This window comes from Stenotrophomonas sp. STEN014 (assembly GCF_056760315.1).
In genome coordinates, this window is the sequence record NZ_JBRREN010000008.1 from 68,567 (window position 1) to 86,158 (window position 17,592).

Annotated in this window: 20 protein-coding genes; 12 read left to right on the plus strand and 8 right to left on the minus strand. The window is 65.9% G+C overall.

The genetic code is table 11. From position 1 onward, the window contains the following. The first annotated feature begins 57 nt into the window (after positions 1-57). The 7 genes from ACVOMC_RS11980 (at position 58) to ACVOMC_RS12010 (ending at position 6,911) form a co-directional block, all read left to right on the plus strand. Positions 58-354 (plus strand): hypothetical protein, encoded by a 297-nt coding sequence (locus ACVOMC_RS11980; RefSeq protein WP_481524128.1) that lies wholly within the window; start codon positions 58-60, stop codon positions 352-354. An 884-nt stretch (positions 355-1,238) separates the two neighbouring features. Next, a complete protein-coding gene (locus ACVOMC_RS11985; RefSeq protein WP_481524129.1) occupies positions 1,239-1,625 on the plus strand; it encodes a hypothetical protein in 387 nt (128 codons plus the stop codon). Positions 1,626-1,697: 72 nt separating this feature from the next. Then, entirely contained in the window at positions 1,698-2,066 is a 369-nt protein-coding gene (locus tag ACVOMC_RS11990) for a hypothetical protein (protein WP_481524130.1), read from the plus strand. Between the two features lie 82 nt (positions 2,067-2,148). After that, positions 2,149-2,454, plus strand: a complete 306-nt coding sequence (locus tag ACVOMC_RS11995) for a PLDc N-terminal domain-containing protein (RefSeq protein ID WP_481524131.1) — start codon at positions 2,149-2,151, stop codon at positions 2,452-2,454. A 63-nt stretch (positions 2,455-2,517) separates the two neighbouring features. Continuing rightward, positions 2,518-3,090: a hypothetical protein gene (locus tag ACVOMC_RS12000; protein WP_481524132.1), complete on the plus strand. Its 573-nt coding sequence runs from the start codon at positions 2,518-2,520 to the stop codon at positions 3,088-3,090. 1,583 nt (positions 3,091-4,673) lie between these two features. After that, positions 4,674-6,353: an electron transfer flavoprotein-ubiquinone oxidoreductase gene (locus ACVOMC_RS12005; protein WP_481524133.1), complete on the plus strand. Its 1,680-nt coding sequence runs from the start codon at positions 4,674-4,676 to the stop codon at positions 6,351-6,353. 162 nt (positions 6,354-6,515) lie between these two features. Beyond that, positions 6,516-6,911: a c-type cytochrome gene (locus ACVOMC_RS12010; protein WP_481524134.1), complete on the plus strand. Its 396-nt coding sequence runs from the start codon at positions 6,516-6,518 to the stop codon at positions 6,909-6,911. 18 nt (positions 6,912-6,929) lie between these two features. Here ACVOMC_RS12010 and ACVOMC_RS12015 read toward each other — a convergent pair whose 3' ends face one another. Continuing rightward, on the minus strand, positions 6,930-7,706 hold the full coding sequence (locus ACVOMC_RS12015; protein ID WP_054658876.1) for a glucose 1-dehydrogenase: 777 nt from the start codon (positions 7,704-7,706) through the stop codon (positions 6,930-6,932). Between the two features lie 461 nt (positions 7,707-8,167). On the opposite strand from ACVOMC_RS12015, the gene ACVOMC_RS12020 reads away from it, so the two are divergent. Beyond that, on the plus strand, positions 8,168-8,740 hold the full coding sequence (locus ACVOMC_RS12020; protein ID WP_481524135.1) for an OmpO family porin: 573 nt from the start codon (positions 8,168-8,170) through the stop codon (positions 8,738-8,740). Positions 8,741-9,042: 302 nt separating this feature from the next. On the opposite strand, the gene ACVOMC_RS12025 is transcribed toward ACVOMC_RS12020, so the two are convergent. The 5 genes from ACVOMC_RS12025 to ACVOMC_RS12045 all read right to left on the minus strand — a co-directional run bounded on the left by ACVOMC_RS12025 (position 9,043) and on the right by ACVOMC_RS12045 (position 12,127). Next, positions 9,043-10,071: an NAD(P)H-dependent glycerol-3-phosphate dehydrogenase gene (locus ACVOMC_RS12025; RefSeq protein WP_057505956.1), complete on the minus strand. Its 1,029-nt coding sequence runs from the start codon at positions 10,069-10,071 to the stop codon at positions 9,043-9,045. Positions 10,072-10,090: 19 nt separating this feature from the next. Beyond that, complete coding sequence (gene secB / locus ACVOMC_RS12030; protein ID WP_054660447.1) at positions 10,091-10,606, minus strand: protein-export chaperone SecB; 516 nt, start codon at positions 10,604-10,606, stop codon at positions 10,091-10,093. A 103-nt stretch (positions 10,607-10,709) separates the two neighbouring features. After that, positions 10,710-11,147 (minus strand): rhodanese-like domain-containing protein, encoded by a 438-nt coding sequence (locus tag ACVOMC_RS12035; RefSeq protein ID WP_057505955.1) that lies wholly within the window; start codon positions 11,145-11,147, stop codon positions 10,710-10,712. 67 nt (positions 11,148-11,214) lie between these two features. Further along, positions 11,215-11,643: a hypothetical protein gene (locus ACVOMC_RS12040; protein ID WP_481524136.1), complete on the minus strand. Its 429-nt coding sequence runs from the start codon at positions 11,641-11,643 to the stop codon at positions 11,215-11,217. A gap of 25 nt (positions 11,644-11,668) precedes the next feature. Further along, entirely contained in the window at positions 11,669-12,127 is a 459-nt protein-coding gene (locus tag ACVOMC_RS12045; protein ID WP_481524137.1) for a YiiD C-terminal domain-containing protein, read from the minus strand. Positions 12,128-12,170: 43 nt separating this feature from the next. On the opposite strand from ACVOMC_RS12045, the gene ACVOMC_RS12050 reads away from it, so the two are divergent. The 4 genes from ACVOMC_RS12050 to ACVOMC_RS12065 all read left to right on the plus strand — a co-directional run bounded on the left by ACVOMC_RS12050 (position 12,171) and on the right by ACVOMC_RS12065 (position 15,787). Further along, positions 12,171-12,959, plus strand: a complete 789-nt coding sequence (locus ACVOMC_RS12050; RefSeq protein ID WP_481524138.1) for a uroporphyrinogen-III synthase — start codon at positions 12,171-12,173, stop codon at positions 12,957-12,959. Between the two features lie 111 nt (positions 12,960-13,070). After that, a complete protein-coding gene (locus ACVOMC_RS12055; RefSeq protein ID WP_481524139.1) occupies positions 13,071-14,051 on the plus strand; it encodes a uroporphyrinogen-III C-methyltransferase in 981 nt (326 codons plus the stop codon). Continuing rightward, positions 14,048-15,310 carry a heme biosynthesis HemY N-terminal domain-containing protein gene (locus tag ACVOMC_RS12060; RefSeq protein WP_481524140.1) on the plus strand — a complete coding sequence of 421 codons (1,263 nt, stop codon included), beginning with the start codon at positions 14,048-14,050 and terminating at the stop codon, positions 15,308-15,310. Before ACVOMC_RS12055 ends, ACVOMC_RS12060 begins: the two co-directional genes overlap by 4 nt. Positions 15,311-15,349: 39 nt before the next feature. Continuing rightward, positions 15,350-15,787, plus strand: coding sequence for a hypothetical protein (locus tag ACVOMC_RS12065; RefSeq protein ID WP_481524141.1), 438 nt, complete (start codon positions 15,350-15,352; stop codon positions 15,785-15,787). Positions 15,788-15,853: 66 nt separating this feature from the next. Here the strand turns inward: ACVOMC_RS12065 and ACVOMC_RS12070 are convergent, their stop codons facing one another. After that, a complete protein-coding gene (locus ACVOMC_RS12070) occupies positions 15,854-16,063 on the minus strand; it encodes a hypothetical protein (RefSeq protein WP_054661041.1) in 210 nt (69 codons plus the stop codon). A gap of 257 nt (positions 16,064-16,320) precedes the next feature. Continuing rightward, entirely contained in the window at positions 16,321-17,223 is a 903-nt protein-coding gene (locus tag ACVOMC_RS12075) for a hypothetical protein (protein ID WP_481524142.1), read from the minus strand. Between the last annotated feature and the right edge of the window lie 369 nt (positions 17,224-17,592).

Below are 17,592 nucleotides of genomic sequence, written 5' to 3' on the forward strand. Positions count from 1 at the left end.
CGTCGGGCTCTCGGCACCTAGGCTAGGGGAAACTAAAGACATAAGGCGTTAGAGCCCATGACCAATAGCCACAGCGACTTGGACTTCATTTCATCCGTTTCTAGCAACTTCGCAGACGCTCTCAATAAAGCTGCGGACCACTGTGAGTTCAGCGGACAAGATGCGTATGAGGTTCTCACTTTAGCTTTTGGCGATGACTTCTCAGAAAGAGACCTTCGCGCGGCAATGCCGAAAAGCTATGACGCCCTTGCTGAGGCTATTTCGACGGGACTTGAGTTCGCCGAAGTAACGCCGATCATTGTAAGGAATGCACTTGAGTACGCCCTTCACTGCTGGTCAGGCGATGGGCTCTAACCAATCATTCAAGCCGACGTTACTCCGCAACGCGGCTTAATTCTGGCGTTAGGCGCGTAAGGGAGGGCCTCGCATGTCACGTTTAAGCTCCGGGATTGTTGCAATTGCCATCGGCGGCCTACTGGCTCTATTTCTCGTGTGGTGCTGGGCATGCATTGCTGCGTATAGCCCGCTCCCCGGCTTCTTATTACGCACCGGACTTCGAGGCATAGGCTTCTCAAGCGCCGTCACGTTCACGGATTTCTTGTTCAATGTTGTCCTTTGCCTGCCCGTCGCTTGGGTCCTATGCCGCCTCAGCAAAGAGCATATCCGCACCAATACTTTCTTAGCGTTGGCATCTTCCGCGGGCACCTCATGGCTCGTTTTTGGCTTGCCCTTGTTCTCACACAGCGTCTGGGTTGGAGTTCAGTTTTTCCTTCAACTTTCTGCACTGCCGATTGCTATCCTGCTAGTGTGCAAGCTTGGTCGCAACGTGCCTAACAATTCATTCAAACCGAACCTGTTTCGTGGATCGGCTTAATTCAAGCGTTAGCCGGCAAGAGATAGACAATGGCACTAAAAGGTCAACTTCTCGGCGCGACCCGAAATGATCCAGCTGCGGTTCGTGCGCTCGTTTCTTCGCCAGACATGGAGGCCCCTCTTGGCTCTATCGGCGTTCTATCTAAAGTGCTTGAGTTGCATGCGCCGTCTGCAAGTTCTAGAAAGCTGGATGGTCTTGGCGACAGTTTGTGCGGTATACGCGGCACAAGGCATGCCGCGGTCACTTACAGGCGGCGTATCAAACGGCTTGGCGATAGGCTTTCCAGCTAAAAATTCATTCAAGCCGATACCGCTTCGTAGATCGGCTTAAGTCGGGCGTCAATTGGCTCAAGGAGGTTAACCGCATGTCTCAGAAACGCTTGTGGCTTGGATTCGCTTCTCTAGTCGCGACCTATGTCGTGCTAAGCAACATTGCCAATGCTTTTGTGACGCAGAGCATTGTCACCATCACCGTCCAACCAATAGTGGTTTCTTTCCTCGCAAGCATTGTCGGGGGCGCCATAGCACGTGGACGATTTGTGCTCATCGCATTGGCAACATGGGCAGCACTTTGGATGGCGGTTGGCTACATGCTGTACCTAATCGCAGCACCTACCGGCAACGCTTCTGCCTTTTCCATCGTCCAGCACAACTGGGTAGCATTTTCACTGTCTGGCGTTGCGACGGCAATCGGCACCTATGTTGGCCAAGCTTGGGCAACCAGTCGCACACATAAGGCAGCCGCGACCTGACAATTCGTCCAAGCCGATGCCGCTTCGTGGCTCGGCTTAATTCGGGTGTTAGCTGCCAATTCCGGAGGTTTAATGAGGTACTCGTTCTTCATTCTATCGGCGCTGTCCGTGCTCGCTGGTGCTGTTTCAGCTCAAGCTGAGATTGACTACACGCATCCAACCAGTGTCACTGTTAGCGCCAAGTGTCCGGTAGACATACAGCGTGAAGATCAGTGGCTGGCTGATAAAGATCGATGGTTCTCGCTTATGAAAGATCTAACAATGCAGCCAAGCGCTACTTTTCAAATGTCGGGTGGATTGGGCGGAAAAGTAGAGGCCACTGAGATTACCTATTCGGGTGAGAAGTCGGCACTAAACTCTGCGGAGTGGGTAGCATCTTTGAAGCGCAGGCTTGTTTTCAGAACTGACTGTCAACTCAACTGGGATGTCACTCAGCTATAAGGGGAATATAACAGTTGGCCCGAGCCGAAGCCGCTTTGCGGCCCAGCGTAGTTCAGGCGTTAGATCACAATGGAGAAATCTCTTGTCCCAGTTTAAGTTACTAGCACTAATGCCCGTCATATCTTTTCCTGCAGTCGCACAAAGCACGCCAGTTTCATCGGCAGGATTGCCTGTGTCGATTCACATTGGCCTGATGTTTGCATTTTTCCTATTTGTCACTGGGCTTTGGTTATGGGCACTCATTGACTGCATAAACAATGAACCGGCGACAGGCAATGACAAGATCGTCTGGCTATTGATCATCATCTTTCTTGGATTTATTGGCGCCCTTCTCTATCTACGCATTCAACGACCCAAGCGGAAGCGAATGGCGAAAGGCACGATCTAACACTTCATCCAAGCCGACGCTGCTTCGTGGCATGGCTTAACCCAAACGCCGGGTCTCACACTCATGCGAAGCATTTTTTCTGCCGCCATGTTCCTACTGGCTTCGTTCAGCGCTGCAGCAGGCGATCACGGGTACGCACACGGGAAGGATCACTGCTACCACTTCACGTCGCCATCGGGCTGGGTTATGAGCGAGGCGGCGTTGGCGATGAGCGGCGTCCCGATGGTGTTTTACCCCGAAGACAGCTCCTTGTCCGCTGCGCCCTATGTCATCTATACGCGACCCGCACTCAGCAGTGGCGCGCCACGGGACGCCATTCGGCGTGCCGTAGACGACGTCGTTGCCATGTACGCGGAAGCTTCCGAGGCGGTCGAGGCGACGAAGCTCGGAGATGTCCGCTCCAGGACGGGGGCCGAAGGCGAGTTGTGGCAATTCTCCGGCTACTCGAACGGGGGCTACGAGCTGGCGACCTATTTTGCGGCTCCATCGACCGTGAATTTCTTCGTGGCGCAGGTGTCCCGCACCGAACATCTGGCGATCGTAAAGAATGCGCTCCTTGAGCTCTCGGAGAGCTATCGGGAGGCAAACGATTGCAAGCCTTGCCGCCAGGAAGGAAGCTGCAAGGTATCGCAGTGATACCCCACGCTGGATCGGAGCGCATCGCCACGAGGTGCTTCGACGGTTGCTGCGACGCGGTCGGTCATCGGCGGCTTGATGCGGCGTTAGCGCCTGCCTGGCGCCGCCGGGCCGCATCAGGGAACGAGTGAACCGCCGCGGTCCGCCCTGCAAGCCGGATACGCCGCGGCCGCGGCTGCCCCTCTAGGGGTATGTCGAAGTAGCCCCAGGCTGGCTGCAGCGGCCGCAACCTGGAGCGGGCGGCGCCCCGCAGCGTCCCCGGCTCTTCCATTGCGTCGCTGAGCGTTCAGCTGTCCAAGACAGCGGTGTTCCGATCAGTGCGTCCGATCTCCCCGAGTGGCCGCTGTCTGACAGGCTCTATGCCTCGCCCGAGGAGGTAGCATTCGGATTTCCCAGCCTTAGCGCCGGACGGAACAGGCACTGGGCTCATTGACCAGCCGCCGTACGCGCCTGGTCCGCGGCCCTGCGGGGCGCCGCCCATTGGCCTGCAGGCGGGTCAGGTACGTTCCGCCCATCCATTCAGGCCGAAGCGGGAGCTCCTTCGGTTCGGTGGCGACTCTGACCTGGCGATCAGGCCTAGCTATTCCCCATGTCCCGCGCCCAGTACAGCGCATTGCAAAGCGAGCGCATTGCGTGTGAGCGAGCCGTTTGGCCGCGCCGACAAGGCAGCGCGCGGCGCGGGCTTTCAATGGCCCACGGCCGAGCGGCGGGCCCTCGAGCCGCGAGCGGCCCCATCAAGACTGTTTATTTATGCGGTGAGACTTTTTGCTGCGTCGTTGAGGCTTTTTGCTGAACGATTAAGGCTTTTTGCTTGTCCGTTGAGGCTTTTTACTACTCCGGATAGCTTGTGAGCTACTCCATTAAGGCTTTTTGCTATTCCCGATACCTTCTGAGCTACTCCATTAAGGCTTTTTGCTATTCCCGATACCTTCTGAGCTACTCCGTTAAGGCTTTTTGCTACTCCGGATAGCTTCTGAGCTGTTTCGTTAAGGCTTTTTGCTGTTCCGTTGAGACTCCAGGCGGTGCTGTGGGAGCCTTTCGTCCCTGTTGCCAAGTGCAGGGCTGCGCCTTTGAAGGCGATACGGTGTGACGCCCGGCCGGGCGGCTTGACCGGGGCCGCCCGGCCGGCAACGCACCGGACCGGCCGGGATCTGGCCTACCGGATGCGAGTGCGTGCAGCGCCGTGGTCGGCCACTCCGTGCCGGACACCGGCGCAAGTCTTGGGGATGATTCGGCCGACAACTGCCGGCCGCAGGCGCAAGCCTTGGACGATCGGCTGATCGTCGGCGAAAATCGCGATATCGAGTCCGGAGCGGCCGCTCAGGGACGAGGCCTGCGCTTTCCAGCCGGAGGGACTGCAGTGCGACGGCCCCGCTCGTCTGCCCTGCTGCCCCGTCCTTCACAGGATCCGGGGCGGGCCGGGCCGCATCTGCCCGCTGCGCCGCGTGTCTGCCAAGGGCGCAGGGCGGGTCGGTCGGAGCGGAACTGCGGTACCTTCACAGATCATCGTCGCCTCACTTCGGGGCGATGGTTCCAGGCAACCGTCGTCGCCACCGCGCCGACCTTTACCCAAGAGCTCTTGCATGAACACTGAAAGCAACACCGCCCTGCCGCCGCGCGAAGCGATGGAGTTCGACGTCGTCATCGTCGGTGCCGGCCCTGCCGGGCTGGCCACGGCCATCCGCCTGCGCCAGCTGGCCGTGGAAAAGGGCCAGGAGCTGTCGGTGTGCGTGCTGGAGAAGGGCTCCGAGCCGGGCGCGCACATCCTGTCCGGCGCGATCATGGATCCGCGCGCGCTCACCGAGCTGTTCCCGGACTGGAAAGAACGCGGCGCGCCGCTGAAGCAGGCCGTGACCCGCGACGAGTTCCTGTTCCTGGACGAAACCGGCGCCAAGGCAACCCCGCACGCGCTGCTGCCGGAGTGCTTCCACAACGACGGCAACTACATCGTCAGCCTCGGTGAAGTGAGCCGCTGGCTGGCGCAGCAGGCCGAGGCGCTGGAGGTGGCGATCTTCCCGGGCTTTGCCGCCGCCGAAGTGCTGTACGACGAGACCGGTGCGGTGATGGGCGTGGCCACCGGCGACATGGGCATCCACAAGGACGGCACGCCGGGCCCGAACTTCGAGCGCGGCATGGAGCTGCATGCCAAGTACACGGTGTTCGCCGAAGGCTCGCGCGGCCACCTCGGCCGCCAGCTGATCAGCTGCTTCAAGCTCGACGAAGGCCGCGACCCGCAGTCCTACGGCATCGGCATCAAGGAGCTGTGGCAGATCGACCCGGCCAAGCATGAGCCGGGCCTGGTGGTGCACGCCGCCGGCTGGCCGCTGGACAACGACACCTACGGCGGCGCGTTCCTGTACCACGCCGAGGGCGGCAAGGTCTCGATCGGCTATGTGGTCGGCCTGGACTACAAGAACCCGTGGCTGAGCCCGTTCGAGGAATTCCAGCGCTTCAAGACCCACCCGGCCATCCGCAAGCACCTGGAAGGCGGCAAGCGCATCGCCTATGGCGCGCGTGCGATCACCGCCGGCGGCATCCTGTCGCTGCCCAAGACCGTGTTCCCGGGCGGCGCGCTGGTCGGCTGCGAAGCCGGCTACCTCAATGTCAGCCGCATCAAGGGCAGCCACGCCGCGATCAAGACCGGCATGCTGGCCGCCGAGGCCGCGTTCGAGGCGCTGGTCGCCGGCCGCTCGCGCGATGAGCTGAGCGCCTATCCGGAAGCCTTCGAGAACAGCTGGCTGAAAGCCGAGCTGCTGCAGTCCAAGAACTTCAAACAGTGGTTCAAGAAGGGCCGCACCATCGCCACGCTGATGACCGGCATCGAGCAGTGGCTGCTGCCCAAGCTGGGCATCCGCAATGCGCCGTGGACCATCCATCGCACCCAGGCCGACCACGAGTGCCTGCAGCCGGCGGCCAGCCAGCCGAAGATCGAGTACCCGAAGCCGGACAACGTGCTGACCTTCGACCGGCTGAGCTCGGTGTTCCTGTCCTCGACCAACCATGAGGAAGACCAGCCCAGCCATCTGACCCTGAAGGACGCCAGCATTCCGGTGAGCGTTAACCTGGCCACCTACGGCGGACCGGAAGCGCGTTACTGCCCGGCCGGCGTCTACGAGTTTGTCGGTGAAGGTGCCGATACCCGCCTGCAGATCAACGCGCAGAACTGCGTGCACTGCAAGACCTGCGATATCAAGGACCCGACCCAGAACATTGTCTGGGTGACCCCGCAGGGCGGTGGTGGTCCGAACTACCCGGCAATGTAAGCGCGGCGCCTGCAACGCGCCGGCGATGAGCGCTGCGCCAGCTGACCCGACCCCGCCGCCCACCGCGGCGGGGTTTTTCATGGCGCGCTTTGCGTTCGCCGTGGCCGGCGGCGATCATGCCCACGCCTGGCCACCGGGGCCATTTGCCGCAACGAGGAATCGATGTCACGCCTGCCACTGCCGGGACTTCTCTGCCTGCTGCTGGGCGCCTGTGGCCAGCGCGATGCGTTCAACCATTCGGCCAGTGCCGATCCGCACCAGCGCGAGCTGGAACGCGCTTTCGCCATCTGCGCCGGCTGCCATGACACCCGCCCCGATCTGGGCCACCGCGTCGGTCCCAACCTGCACGGGGTGATCGGCCGCAAGGCCGGCACTGCGCCGGGCTATGCGTATTCGGAGGCGATGAGCGCCAGCGGCATCACCTGGGACGCGCAGACGCTGGATGCCTTCCTGGCCTCGCCCTCCAAGCGGGTACCGGGCAGCAAGATGGTCAACGCCACCGCCGACCCGGCGCGTCGCCGGGCGGTGATCGAATACCTGTCCTCGCTGCCGGAGTGATCCGCGCCGGCTGTCGCGTCAGTCCAGGGTCTGCACGCCACCGCCGTTGACGAACAGGATCTGCCCGCTGACCCAGCTGGAGATCGGGGCGGCGAAGTACAGCACCGCCCCGGCGATGTCATCGGCCTCGCCCAGGCGCTTGATCGGCGTATGCGAGAGCATCCTCTGCTCGATCTCCGGGGTCAGCACGGTGGCCAGCGCCGCAGTACGCACCGCACCGGGGCCGACGGCGTTGATGCGGATGTTGTCCGGGCCGTAGTCGTGGGCCAGGTTGGCGGTCATGTGGTTGATCGCGGCCTTGGAGGCGGCATAGGCGCTGATCGCCGGGCTCTTGTTGATCGAGCTCATCGAGGACATGTTGATGATCGAGCCATAACCGCCCTTCTTCATGTGCGGGGCGCACAGCTGGGCCAGCCGCCACGCGCTGAACACGTTGATCTGGAACGGCCGCTCGAACTGCTGCACGGTGATCTCGAACGGGCTCTCGCGCCCGGCCCCGCCGCCACCGGCGTTGTTGACCAGGATGTGGATGCCGCCCAGCTCGGCGGCGGTGCGCTCCACCGTCCGCACCAGGTCCTCGTCCTTGAGCACGTTGCACTCCAGCGCCAGCGCCCTGCCACCGTGGGCGGTGATCTCGGCGGCGACCTTCTCGGCATCGGCCAGTTTCAGATCGGCGATCGTCACCGCCGCGCCATAAGCGGCCAGCATCAACGCACTGGCGCGACCGATGCCATTGCCACCACCGGTGACGATGGCGACTTTTCCACTGAGATCGAAATGCGATTGCGGGCTCATGGGCTGCGTTCTCCGGATTGACGTGCGCGTGCCCGGTCATGGCACGCCGCGCAGGACCGGCCTGTCGGCAGGCCCGCCTCGCAACGCTTGCCGTTTCCCGGGGACAGAGCCGGCAATGTGCAGGAACCGGGCGAAAACCGGGGTGAAAGCACCGCCCGTGCGTGGCGCAGAGGAAGATGACCGGCACCGGTGGCGCTTGCACAGGCTCCAACCTCGCCGTCGGCACGGCAGGCGTCCCCTCGGCGTCCGGGGCACAGCGGCTGAACTGCTGCCGTGCTCTGGCCCAGGCGAACGCCCGGCCGGCATCTGCGGAAGTTCCCTCCGGCGCGGATTAATTCATGTACTGGTCAGTTTGATATTCAGGGGGCATTCCGTCGCCTAACGGATAATTCACACCTGTCGAAGCCGCAAACGTTTTCACCGCCGCTTCGATCAAACCAATAAAAAAGGTAATCCCGATTATGAAGACTTCCCTGATTGCGCTTGGCCTGCTGGCCGCCCTGCCGTTCGCCGCTTCGGCCGCCGACGGCCTGTCCTACAACTATGCGGAAGGCGGCTATGTGAACACCGATGCCAAGGGCGGCGACGCCGACGGCTTTGGCGTGAAGGGCTCGGTCGCCGTGGCGCCGAACTTCCATGTCTTCGGTGACTACACCCAGCAGGAAACCGATGCGGGCAAGGTTGATGTGGACCAGTGGCGTCTGGGCGTGGGCTACAACCACACCCTCGCCAAGGACACCGATCTGCTGGCCCGTGTGGCCTACCAGAAGTTCGATCCGGAGCTGGGCCTGGACTTCAACGGCTACAGCGCCGAAGTCGGCGTGCGCAAGGCCTTCACCCCGATGTTCGAGGGCTATGCACTGGCCGGTTACGAGGATTTCACCAAGAAGCACGGCATCAACCCGGACGGCGAGTTCTACGGCCGCGTCGGTGGCCTGGCCAAGTTCAACGCCAACTGGGGCGTGAGCGGTGAGGTCAAGCTGGCCAAGGGTGGCGACAAGGAATGGTTCGTCGGCCCGCGCTTCAGCTGGTAAGCGGTACCTCCTAACGGAGGTTGTTGTACGGCGCGTGCTCTCTCTCCCCCGCGCCGCTGGAAGCCCGGTCTCCCCCAGACCGGGCTTCTTTTTTGCGTGCAAGCGGAGGGCACGCCCCTGGCTGCGGCGGTCGCAGAACGGCACCACACGCCCCACCGACGCCGGATCGGCTGAACGGCCGATGGCGATGGCGATGGCGATGCACGGTGTCGGACAAGCCGTTGCGGTGGCCGCTCCCGGCCTGCCTCCAGCCACAAAAAAGCCCGGCATTGCCGGGCTTTTTCGTTGATCGTCGCTGATGTTCACTTGAACAGCGTATCCGGATATTCCGGTTTCTGTTCCCGCGCCAGCAGCTGCTGCAGGCCTTCGGCCGGGCTCAGGTCGCCATGCAGCACCGACTGCACCGCCTTGGAGATCGGCAGATCGATGCCATGGCGATCGGCCTGGCGCATGACTTCATCGGCGGTCTGCACCGATTCCACCACCTGGCCGATTTCCTTCACTGCATCGGGCAGGCTCTGGCCGCGACCCAACGCCAAGCCCAGGCGGCGGTTGCGCGACAGGTCGCCGGTGCTGGTCAGCACCAGATCGCCCAGGCCGGCCAGACCCATCAGGGTCTCGGGCTTGCCCCCGATGGCGGCGGCCAGCCGCAACATCTCGTTCAGGCCGCGGGTGATCAGGCCGGCACGGGCATTCAAGCCCAGTTGCATGCCATCAGCTACGCCGGTGGCCACCGCCAGCACGTTCTTCATCGCCCCGCCCAGCTCGGCGCCGACCATGTCGTCACCGGTGTAGGCGCGGAATGCCGGGCCGTGCATGGCATCGGCCACCTGCTGGGAGAACCCTTCGTCATCACCGTGGACGGTGATGGCGGTGGGCAGGCCCAGGGTGACTTCCTTGGCGAAGGACGGGCCGGTGACCACGGCCAGCGGCACGTCCGGGCCCAGCACGTCACGCGCCACTTCATGCAGGAAACGGCCGGAGCCGGGCTCGAAGCCCTTGGTCGCCCAGGCCACACCGGCCCCGGCCGGCCGCAGCGGCGCCAGCGCACGCACGGTTTCGGCAAAGGCATGCGAGGGCACCACCACCAGAATCCAGGCCGCCCCTTGCACGGTGGCCGCCAGGTCGGTGCTGGCCCGCAGGGAGCCGGGCAAGGGAATCCCCGGCAGGTACCGGGGATTCTCATGACGCTGGTCGATCGCCTCGATGACGGCGGCATCACGTCCCCACAGCACGGTCGGGTGACCGTGCCGGGCCAGCAAGGTGGCCAGCGCGGTGCCCCAGGAGCCCGCGCCGAGAACGGCGATCTTGTTCGCGTCGTTCGTACTCATACGGAAGTGCAGACGCCGATCAGGCGTTGCCGGCCGGCTCGGAGTCGGCCAGCGAGGCACCGTCGGCCTGCTGCTGACGCTGACGCAGGGTTTCGGCGTACAGGCCTTCGAAGTTGATCGGCTGCAGGTAGAACGGCGGGAAGCCGCCGGCCTGGATCAGGTCCGACACCATCGAGCGCACGTACGGGAACAGGATGTTCGGGCACTGGGTGCCGAGCAGCACGTCGATCGCCTGCGGCTCCAGGCCGATCAGGCCGAACACGCCGGCCTGTTCCACTTCGGCCACATAGGCGGTCTTGTCGCCGGCCTTGCAGGTCAGGGTCACGCCCAACACCACTTCAAAGGCGGTGTCGGACAAGCGCTGCACCTTCTGGTTCAGGTTCAGCTGCAGGTCCGGCTGCACGTTCTCGTTGAAGATGGTCGGCGAATTCGGGGATTCGAAAGAAACGTCCTTGACGTAGATCTTCTCGATGGTGAACGCCGGGCCGTTGTTGGCTTCAGCCGGGGCGACGCCGTTGGTGTTCTCTTCGGACATTTCTCAGGACTCCAGAACAGATTGTTCAATGATTGGGATTGGTACCAGACCAGCGATGGGGGCTGCCGCCCGCCTATACAAGGCCTGAACGAAAATTGACGGCTCAGCCGCGGCCTTTGACCAGCGGCAGATCGGCCGCCTGCCAGGCCGGAAGCCCACCCTCGAGCACATAGACCTGCTCGAAACCGGCCTTTTTCAGCGCCTTGGCGGCAGTGGCCGAGGCATTGCCGGTCCGGCACAGCAGCACCACCGGCGACTGCTTGGCGTTGGCCAGCAGCTTGTGCGAGGGGGTCAGCTGCGCCGGCTGCAGGTTGCGGCTGCCGACGATATGGCCCTTCTCGAACTCGGCACTGGCCGACAGATCGATCACCACGGCATTGCCGGCGTTGATCATGTGGGTCAGCTCGGCCGGCTTGAGCGATTTGTAACCGCGGAACAGGCGCGCGATCTCGGTGGCGATGATGGCCACGGTCAGGCCGACCAGGGCCAGCGACAGCATCGGATTTCGGCCGGCGAAGGCCAGCAACTCTTCGTAGTTCACTCAGGTCACAGGTCGTTTTAAGCGGGCAGGGATTGTCGCATATGCCGGCAACCCGGCGCCCGACGGCTTACTGGCCCTGCCACAGGTCCGGCAGCCCGGCCGCCTGCCACCAGCGCTTGGCCTGCGGATCCCAGCGCCAGCGCTCGGTCAGGGTGAGGGTGCGTTCGGCCTGGGTGTTGCGGTTGATCACGCCCATTTCGATGCGGCGCTCGATGCTGCCATCGGCCGTGGCGCTGCTGCCGCGCTCGCGGTAGCTGGACACCTGCAGCTGCCTGTAGCGCTCGCGCTGCATCTCGGTGAGCGGATGGGCACGGAGGTATTCCGGATCGATGAAGCCTTCGGCGGTTTCAAAATCGCTCCAGCGCAGCGCGGCCACATAGGCATCCTGGGTCGGCACGAGTTTGGCGCGCTGGGCACGGCCGGGACCCGCCGCCGAGGCCACCCCGGCCACCAGCAGCAGCACCATCGATGCGGACTGAGTAAGACGTCGATACATGGGATCCCCTTGGTAGTGGCCCATCCTAGCCTTTGCGCAGCGCGACGAACCGCCCTTCCAGCTCGGCCGCGCCACCTTCGATCTTCGCGTGCACGGTCATCCGCGCCCGCCCGCGCTTGGCCAGCAGCGCCAGAAACGCCTCCCAGTCCTGGTCCGGCGCGGCGCAGGCACTGGCCTGCAGCGCCCCGTACACCGGCGCTTTGTAGCGGATGCTGCTGTCGGCCACATAGACTTCGGCATCGTGCCCGGCCAGGGCCAGGCGCAGGCTGACCAGCGCCCAGCCGCCCAGCGTCATCACCGACGCCAGGCTGCCGCCAAAGGCGTTGCCCTTGTCATTGACGTTGGCCGCCAGCGGCGCCTGCATGCGCAGTACGCCGTTCTCATAGCCGGCGATACGGATATCCATCGCCGCCACCGGCGGCATCGCATCGAGCGTGGACTGCAGCTGGGACAGCAACGGGGAACAGGAGGGCAATTCGGACATGAATGAACATCGGCAATCGGAAAGCGCCCGCATAATGCATGCAATGAACGCTCCCGCCTATGTGCCAACCGACACGCCCTGGCACCTGATCTCGCTACGCCCGCAGGGACAACATGATGCGCTGCGCCGTGCCGCCGCCCGCTTTGGCGCGCGTACCGTGGCACTGTCGCCGTGGCGGCTGCGCCTGCGCAACGATGCGGCCACCCGCGCGCAGCTGGCGCAGGCGCTGGCCTGCGACCGGATCGTGTTCACCAGCCCGGCCGCGGTGGATGCCGCCGCGCGGCTGCTGCCGCTGGCGCAGATACCGCCCGGGCAGGCAGTGACCGTGGGCGAAGGCACCGCGCGCGAACTGCGCCGGCGCGGGGTCGCCGGGGTTCAGGCGCCCTCGCGCATGGACAGCGAGGGCCTGCTGGCATTGCCGGCCATGCGCCACCTGCAGGGCAAGCGGGTGGCGCTGGTCACGGCCCCGGGCGGGCGCGGGATGATTGCCGCCCAGGTCCAGGCCATGGGCGCGCAACTGCTGCGGACGGACGTCTACGACCGGGTGCCACTGCCGGTCAGCGCGGCCACCGTGGCCCGCCTGCAGGCGCTGCAGGGTATTACCGTGCTGGCGCTGAGCAGCGGCGAGGCGCTGGAACACCTGCTCACCCAGCTGCCGGAACCGCTGATCGAGCGCTGGCGCGCCGCGCCGGTGGTCAGTGCCAGCGCGCGGCTGGCGGAACTGGCCAGATCGCTCGGCTTCGGACAGGTCCACGTGGCCGCCGGGCCCATGCCGGCACAACTGGCCAGCGCCGCCTACGCCGTGCTGCATCCGCAGGATCCGGCACCCTAGCTGTACGCCGCCGGCTTGCAGCGCGGCCACGTCGCAGGCCATGCTTGCCGCGCATCACCGTCGCCGTGACGCCTGTGGCGATGGCATGCCTGCCAAGGATGCTGTGCCCCCATGAATGACGTTTCCACCTCTTCCCCGCCCCGCCGTGCCGTGCGCGGGCTGCTGGCCGTGGTCGCCCTGCTGGCCGTGGCCGCTGCGGTCTGGCTCGGCTATCGCAGCTGGCAGGCCCGTCTGGCGCAGACCGACCAGAGCCGGGCAGCGGCCGCCCTCCAGCTCAGCGCGCTGGCGCAGAGCGTGGACGCCCTGCGTCGCGACCAGCGCGCCAATGCCCGCAGCATCCAGGACGCGGCCGCGACCAACCGGGTGTTGCGCGACGAAGTGCTGGGCCTTGGCCAGCGCAACGCACTGCTGGAGGAAAACCTCGCCCGTCTGGCCGACCGTTCGCGCCAGGGGGTGCAGGCCGTGCGCCGCGAGGAGGCCGAGCTGCTGCTCAGCCAGGCCCAGCAACGGCTGATCTATGCCGGCGATCTGGACGGGGCGCGACGCCTGTATGGCCTGGCAGCCGGGGTGCTGGAAAGCATCGACAGTCCGGACTACCTCAACCTGCGCCAGGCGCTGATCCAGGAGCGCAACGCGCTCGATGCACTGGGCCCGGGCGTGCGTGCGCAGGCGGCCGAACAGCTGACGCAATGGGCCAATGCCCTGGAAACCCTGCCCGAACAACTGCCGCAGGCCACCGGCGCCACCCGGCCGTGGTGGCAGCAGCTGCTCTCGCCGCTGGTGCAGATCCGCCCGGCCGACAGCCAGGTGCTGATCGCCCGCTCCGAGCGGGTCAGCGCCAATGATTCCCTGCAGATCGAACTGAGCCTGGCCCGGGCCGCGCTCGAACGTGGCGACACGCCGGCCTGGGCGGCGGCGCTGGGGCGGATGGACAACTGGCTGCAACGGCTGTGGCCAGACTCGCCGCAACGCCAGGCCCTGCGCACGCGGCTGCAGGCCCTGCGTGCGCTGGATCTGCGCCCGGCCCTGCCCGAACTGGGCAGCACCCTGCAGCAACTGCGCAGCCAGCACGCCCCCAAGGAGACACCATGAAAGCGTTCCGTTCACTGCTGGTCGTCCTGCTGGTCGCGGCCCTGGGCATTCTGGGCGCGCAGTGGCTGGGGCAGGAATCGCAGCGCGACCTGGGCGAGGTCATCGTCCGCGCCGGCGGCAACGACTACATCGCCACGCTGCCACAGGCCGCACTGGCCGGGCTGATCGCGCTGCTGCTGCTGTGGCTGTTGGGCACGCTGCTCAGCGCGCCGTTCCGTGCCTGGGGCCGTTACCGACGCCGGCAAGGCCGGGCACGGTTGCTCGATGGCCTGCACGCGCTGGACGCCGGCCACTGGCAGCGCGCGGAAAAACTGCTGCAAAGCGCCGCCACCGAGCAGCAGGTACGCCCGATCGCGCTGGTCGCGGCGATGCGGGCGGCCGAGGCGCGCGCCGACAGCGCCAGTGCCGGCCAACACCTGCAGCAGCTGGCAACTGCCGAACCGGCTCTGCATGCCCTGCACAGTGCCGAGCGCTGGCTGCAGCAGGACAAGCCGCTGGAGGCGATCAACGCCCTGGACCTGCCCGCGATCCAGCCGCTGCCGCCGCGCGGGCTGTGGTTGCGCACCGAGGCGCTGGCCCGCGCCGGCCGCGCCGAGGAGGCCTTCGGCCAGCTGGGCGCGCTGCGCCAGACCCAGGTGATGCCGGCCGAATCATTGGCCGCGCTGGAAACCGCGCTGGCATTGCAGATGCTCGATGAAGCGGCCGACGTCAACGCGCTGGCCGCCCGCTGGGACGCGCTGCCCAAGACTGTGCGCGTCTCGCCGCAGGCGGTGGCCCATTACGCCCGCCGCGCGGTCGCGCTGGACTGGGAGGAGGTGGCCATGCGGGTGGTCGAGCAGACCCTGGACAGCCAGTGGGATGAAGCGCTGGTCACGCTCTATGCCGAGCTGCCGGTGGACCGGTTCGACGCGCGGCGCGCCAACGCGCAGCGCTGGCTGCAGACCCACCCCTCCAGCCCGGCCCTGCTGCTGGCGCTGGCCCGCTTTGCCCGCGCACAGGCGCAGTGGCCGCAGGCCGAGCAGTTCCTGCACCGGGCCATCGCCCAGGGCGCGGGTCCGGAAGGCTGGGAAGCACTCGGCGAAGGCTTTGCCGAACAGGGCGACGACGCGCTGGCCCGGCACTGCCTGCTCAATGCGTTGCGCCAGCGTCGTGGCCAGATCCCGCTGCCGCTCAATCGCCGTGACCTGCGCCAGCAGATCCAGGACCAGGCGGTGGCCGAGGAACGCGATGTGCACGGTTTCCCGCGGCTGCCGGGTTGAATCCGTAGAATCCGCCCCCCGTCTCTGCCAGCAGTCCCCATGAACATACCTGCCGATATCCACGCCCGCGTCGTGGAACTGACCGACGCCATCCTCCACGCCGGCCAGTCCGGCGATGCCGAGGCCGCAGAAGCGGCGTACCGCGCACTGGCCGACTACGGCCACGCCGTGGCTGCCGAGGGCCGCGACCATCCGTTCCTGTGGGAGACGCTGGCCGATTTCACCGGCGATGACCGCCTGGCCATCGCCCTGTACCTGCGCGCCCTGCCGCTGGCCACCGCCGCCGACGCGTGCGGGTATGCCGCATCGATCTGCCTGGCGCTGGCCGAACGCCACGTCAATCTGGACGAACCCGAGGCCGCCCGCGATTACGCGCGGCAGGCCGACGGCTTCGCCGGCCGCACCGATGACCTGCCGCTGCGCCGCGATATCCGCCAGTTCCTGCTCGATCACGCATCCCCGGCCGATCGGCACTGAGGCAACGCTCCCGAGCACGCGACACGTACCCGCAAACCTCTACCGTGCAGCGGCCGCAACGCTCATTCATGCCGGTACGGACAGGATGGCGGCCGCACCCGCAAAACAGGGCGAGACACCGCGGTAGACCGCCCGTTCCGGGGTGATCCGCCGGGGTTTGAGGATGCGTATTCCGATCAGGCCCCAGAACCGCCTCACCAACGAGGCGAGGATATCCAGCAGCACCGGCGGGCCGCTCTCCAGCACGAAACCGCCGTGCAGCGACAGCCACGCCATCAGGACGTACCGCCGGCGCTGGCCCTGGTGCGCAGCGCACAACCCGACCTGGGGCGGGCCGCTTGCACACGACCAGCGCACCCATGGGATGGACCAACCTCTGCCCAGGTACCCCCATGGCGAATGCCAGCAGACGCCGCGCTTGCGGTATTCGGCCGTGGGCGCGTCACATCTCATGCAGAGACGCATCCATTGCAGGACGCCCTCTTCGCCCCGAGGCGGATTGATCAGGGCGCAGGCACGCCCGGCGTGAGCGCTCAGCGATCCCCTTCGCCGGCGGCAGCATCGGCCGCGGCATCACGCGCCGCTTCGGCGGCCGCGTCGGCCGCCATTGCAGCGGTGTCCGCCGTCCTTCCGGCCGGAGATGCGGCGGCATCGGCCGCCGATGCCGCGTCGTCCGGGAAACCGGGTTGCGCGCCGGCCGAGGCAACTGCCGGCGCATCGACATCCACCGCCATCGTCGCCCGGCTGTCGCCCGCTTCGATGAGCTGCAGCTGCTGGGCGATCTCGGCGGCGAACTGCCTGGCCACCCGCTCGCGGTCCTGGCCTGCCACCAGTGGGGCCACCTGCGGCTGCAGGCGTATGAACCGCGCCCGCGCCGGTTCGAACCGTGACAGCCGCCGCTCCCATTCGCCCAGCAGCATCTGGCAATACAGCCACTGGCCATCGCGCACGGCCCTGTCATCCGGGCATTGCCGGGCGAACGCGGCCGCGGCGGCCGCCACGTAGCGCGGGTACTGCGCCGGCGAGGCCTGCCAGCTGGCCCGCTGCAACGCGCCGGCCTGCTCGGCGGCCGGCGCATCGATCACCTGCAGCAGCTGCGCCAGCCGCCAGTAGCTGGTCTCCGTGCCACGCAGGCGCTGGTAGTCGTCGCTTTGCACATAGGCGCCCAGCGCCTTCCGCTCGGCCTGGCTGTACGCCTCGCGGAACAGCAAAAAGCCGTTGCCCGGGCACTCCACCAGCGGCCACGGCGACTGGATGGCGCCATAGGCGCGCCCATCCAGGAAATGGCCGAACGCCGTGCCCGAGCCCATTGTGCTGGCGCTGAAGCGCTCGCCCCCCACCGGGCAGACGTAATCCACCGTCATGAAGGTCATTGCCGCCGCCGGCGCCGCCAGCGTCGCCAACAGCACGCCCAGACCGATCGTGATGCGCTTCATACCCCGTCCCCCGTGTCCGCTGAAGCGGCGACGATAGCAGTCAGCCAGGGGATCGCGGCAGGGTCCAGGACCGGTGCGGCGGGCTCCGTTGCCAGCGCCCGTCAGCGGCCGCGCGCCAAAATCCCCGGCGCAGTTCCAGCGGTGCCCGCTCCGGTCGCCGCCGCAGGACACGACATGGAAGTCGGCACCAGGGCCGTGCCCCGCCGCCGCGCCTGGAATGGGATCGGTCCGGAGCGCACCGCCGGCAACGGCCCACGGATCGATGCGCAGCAACCGCCACCATCCACCCGTCGATACAGCGGTCAGGGAGCGGATGGGTATCGGCCATGTCGCCGGCGCAGCAGCGGCGCGGCGGTTTCCCGTGCGATC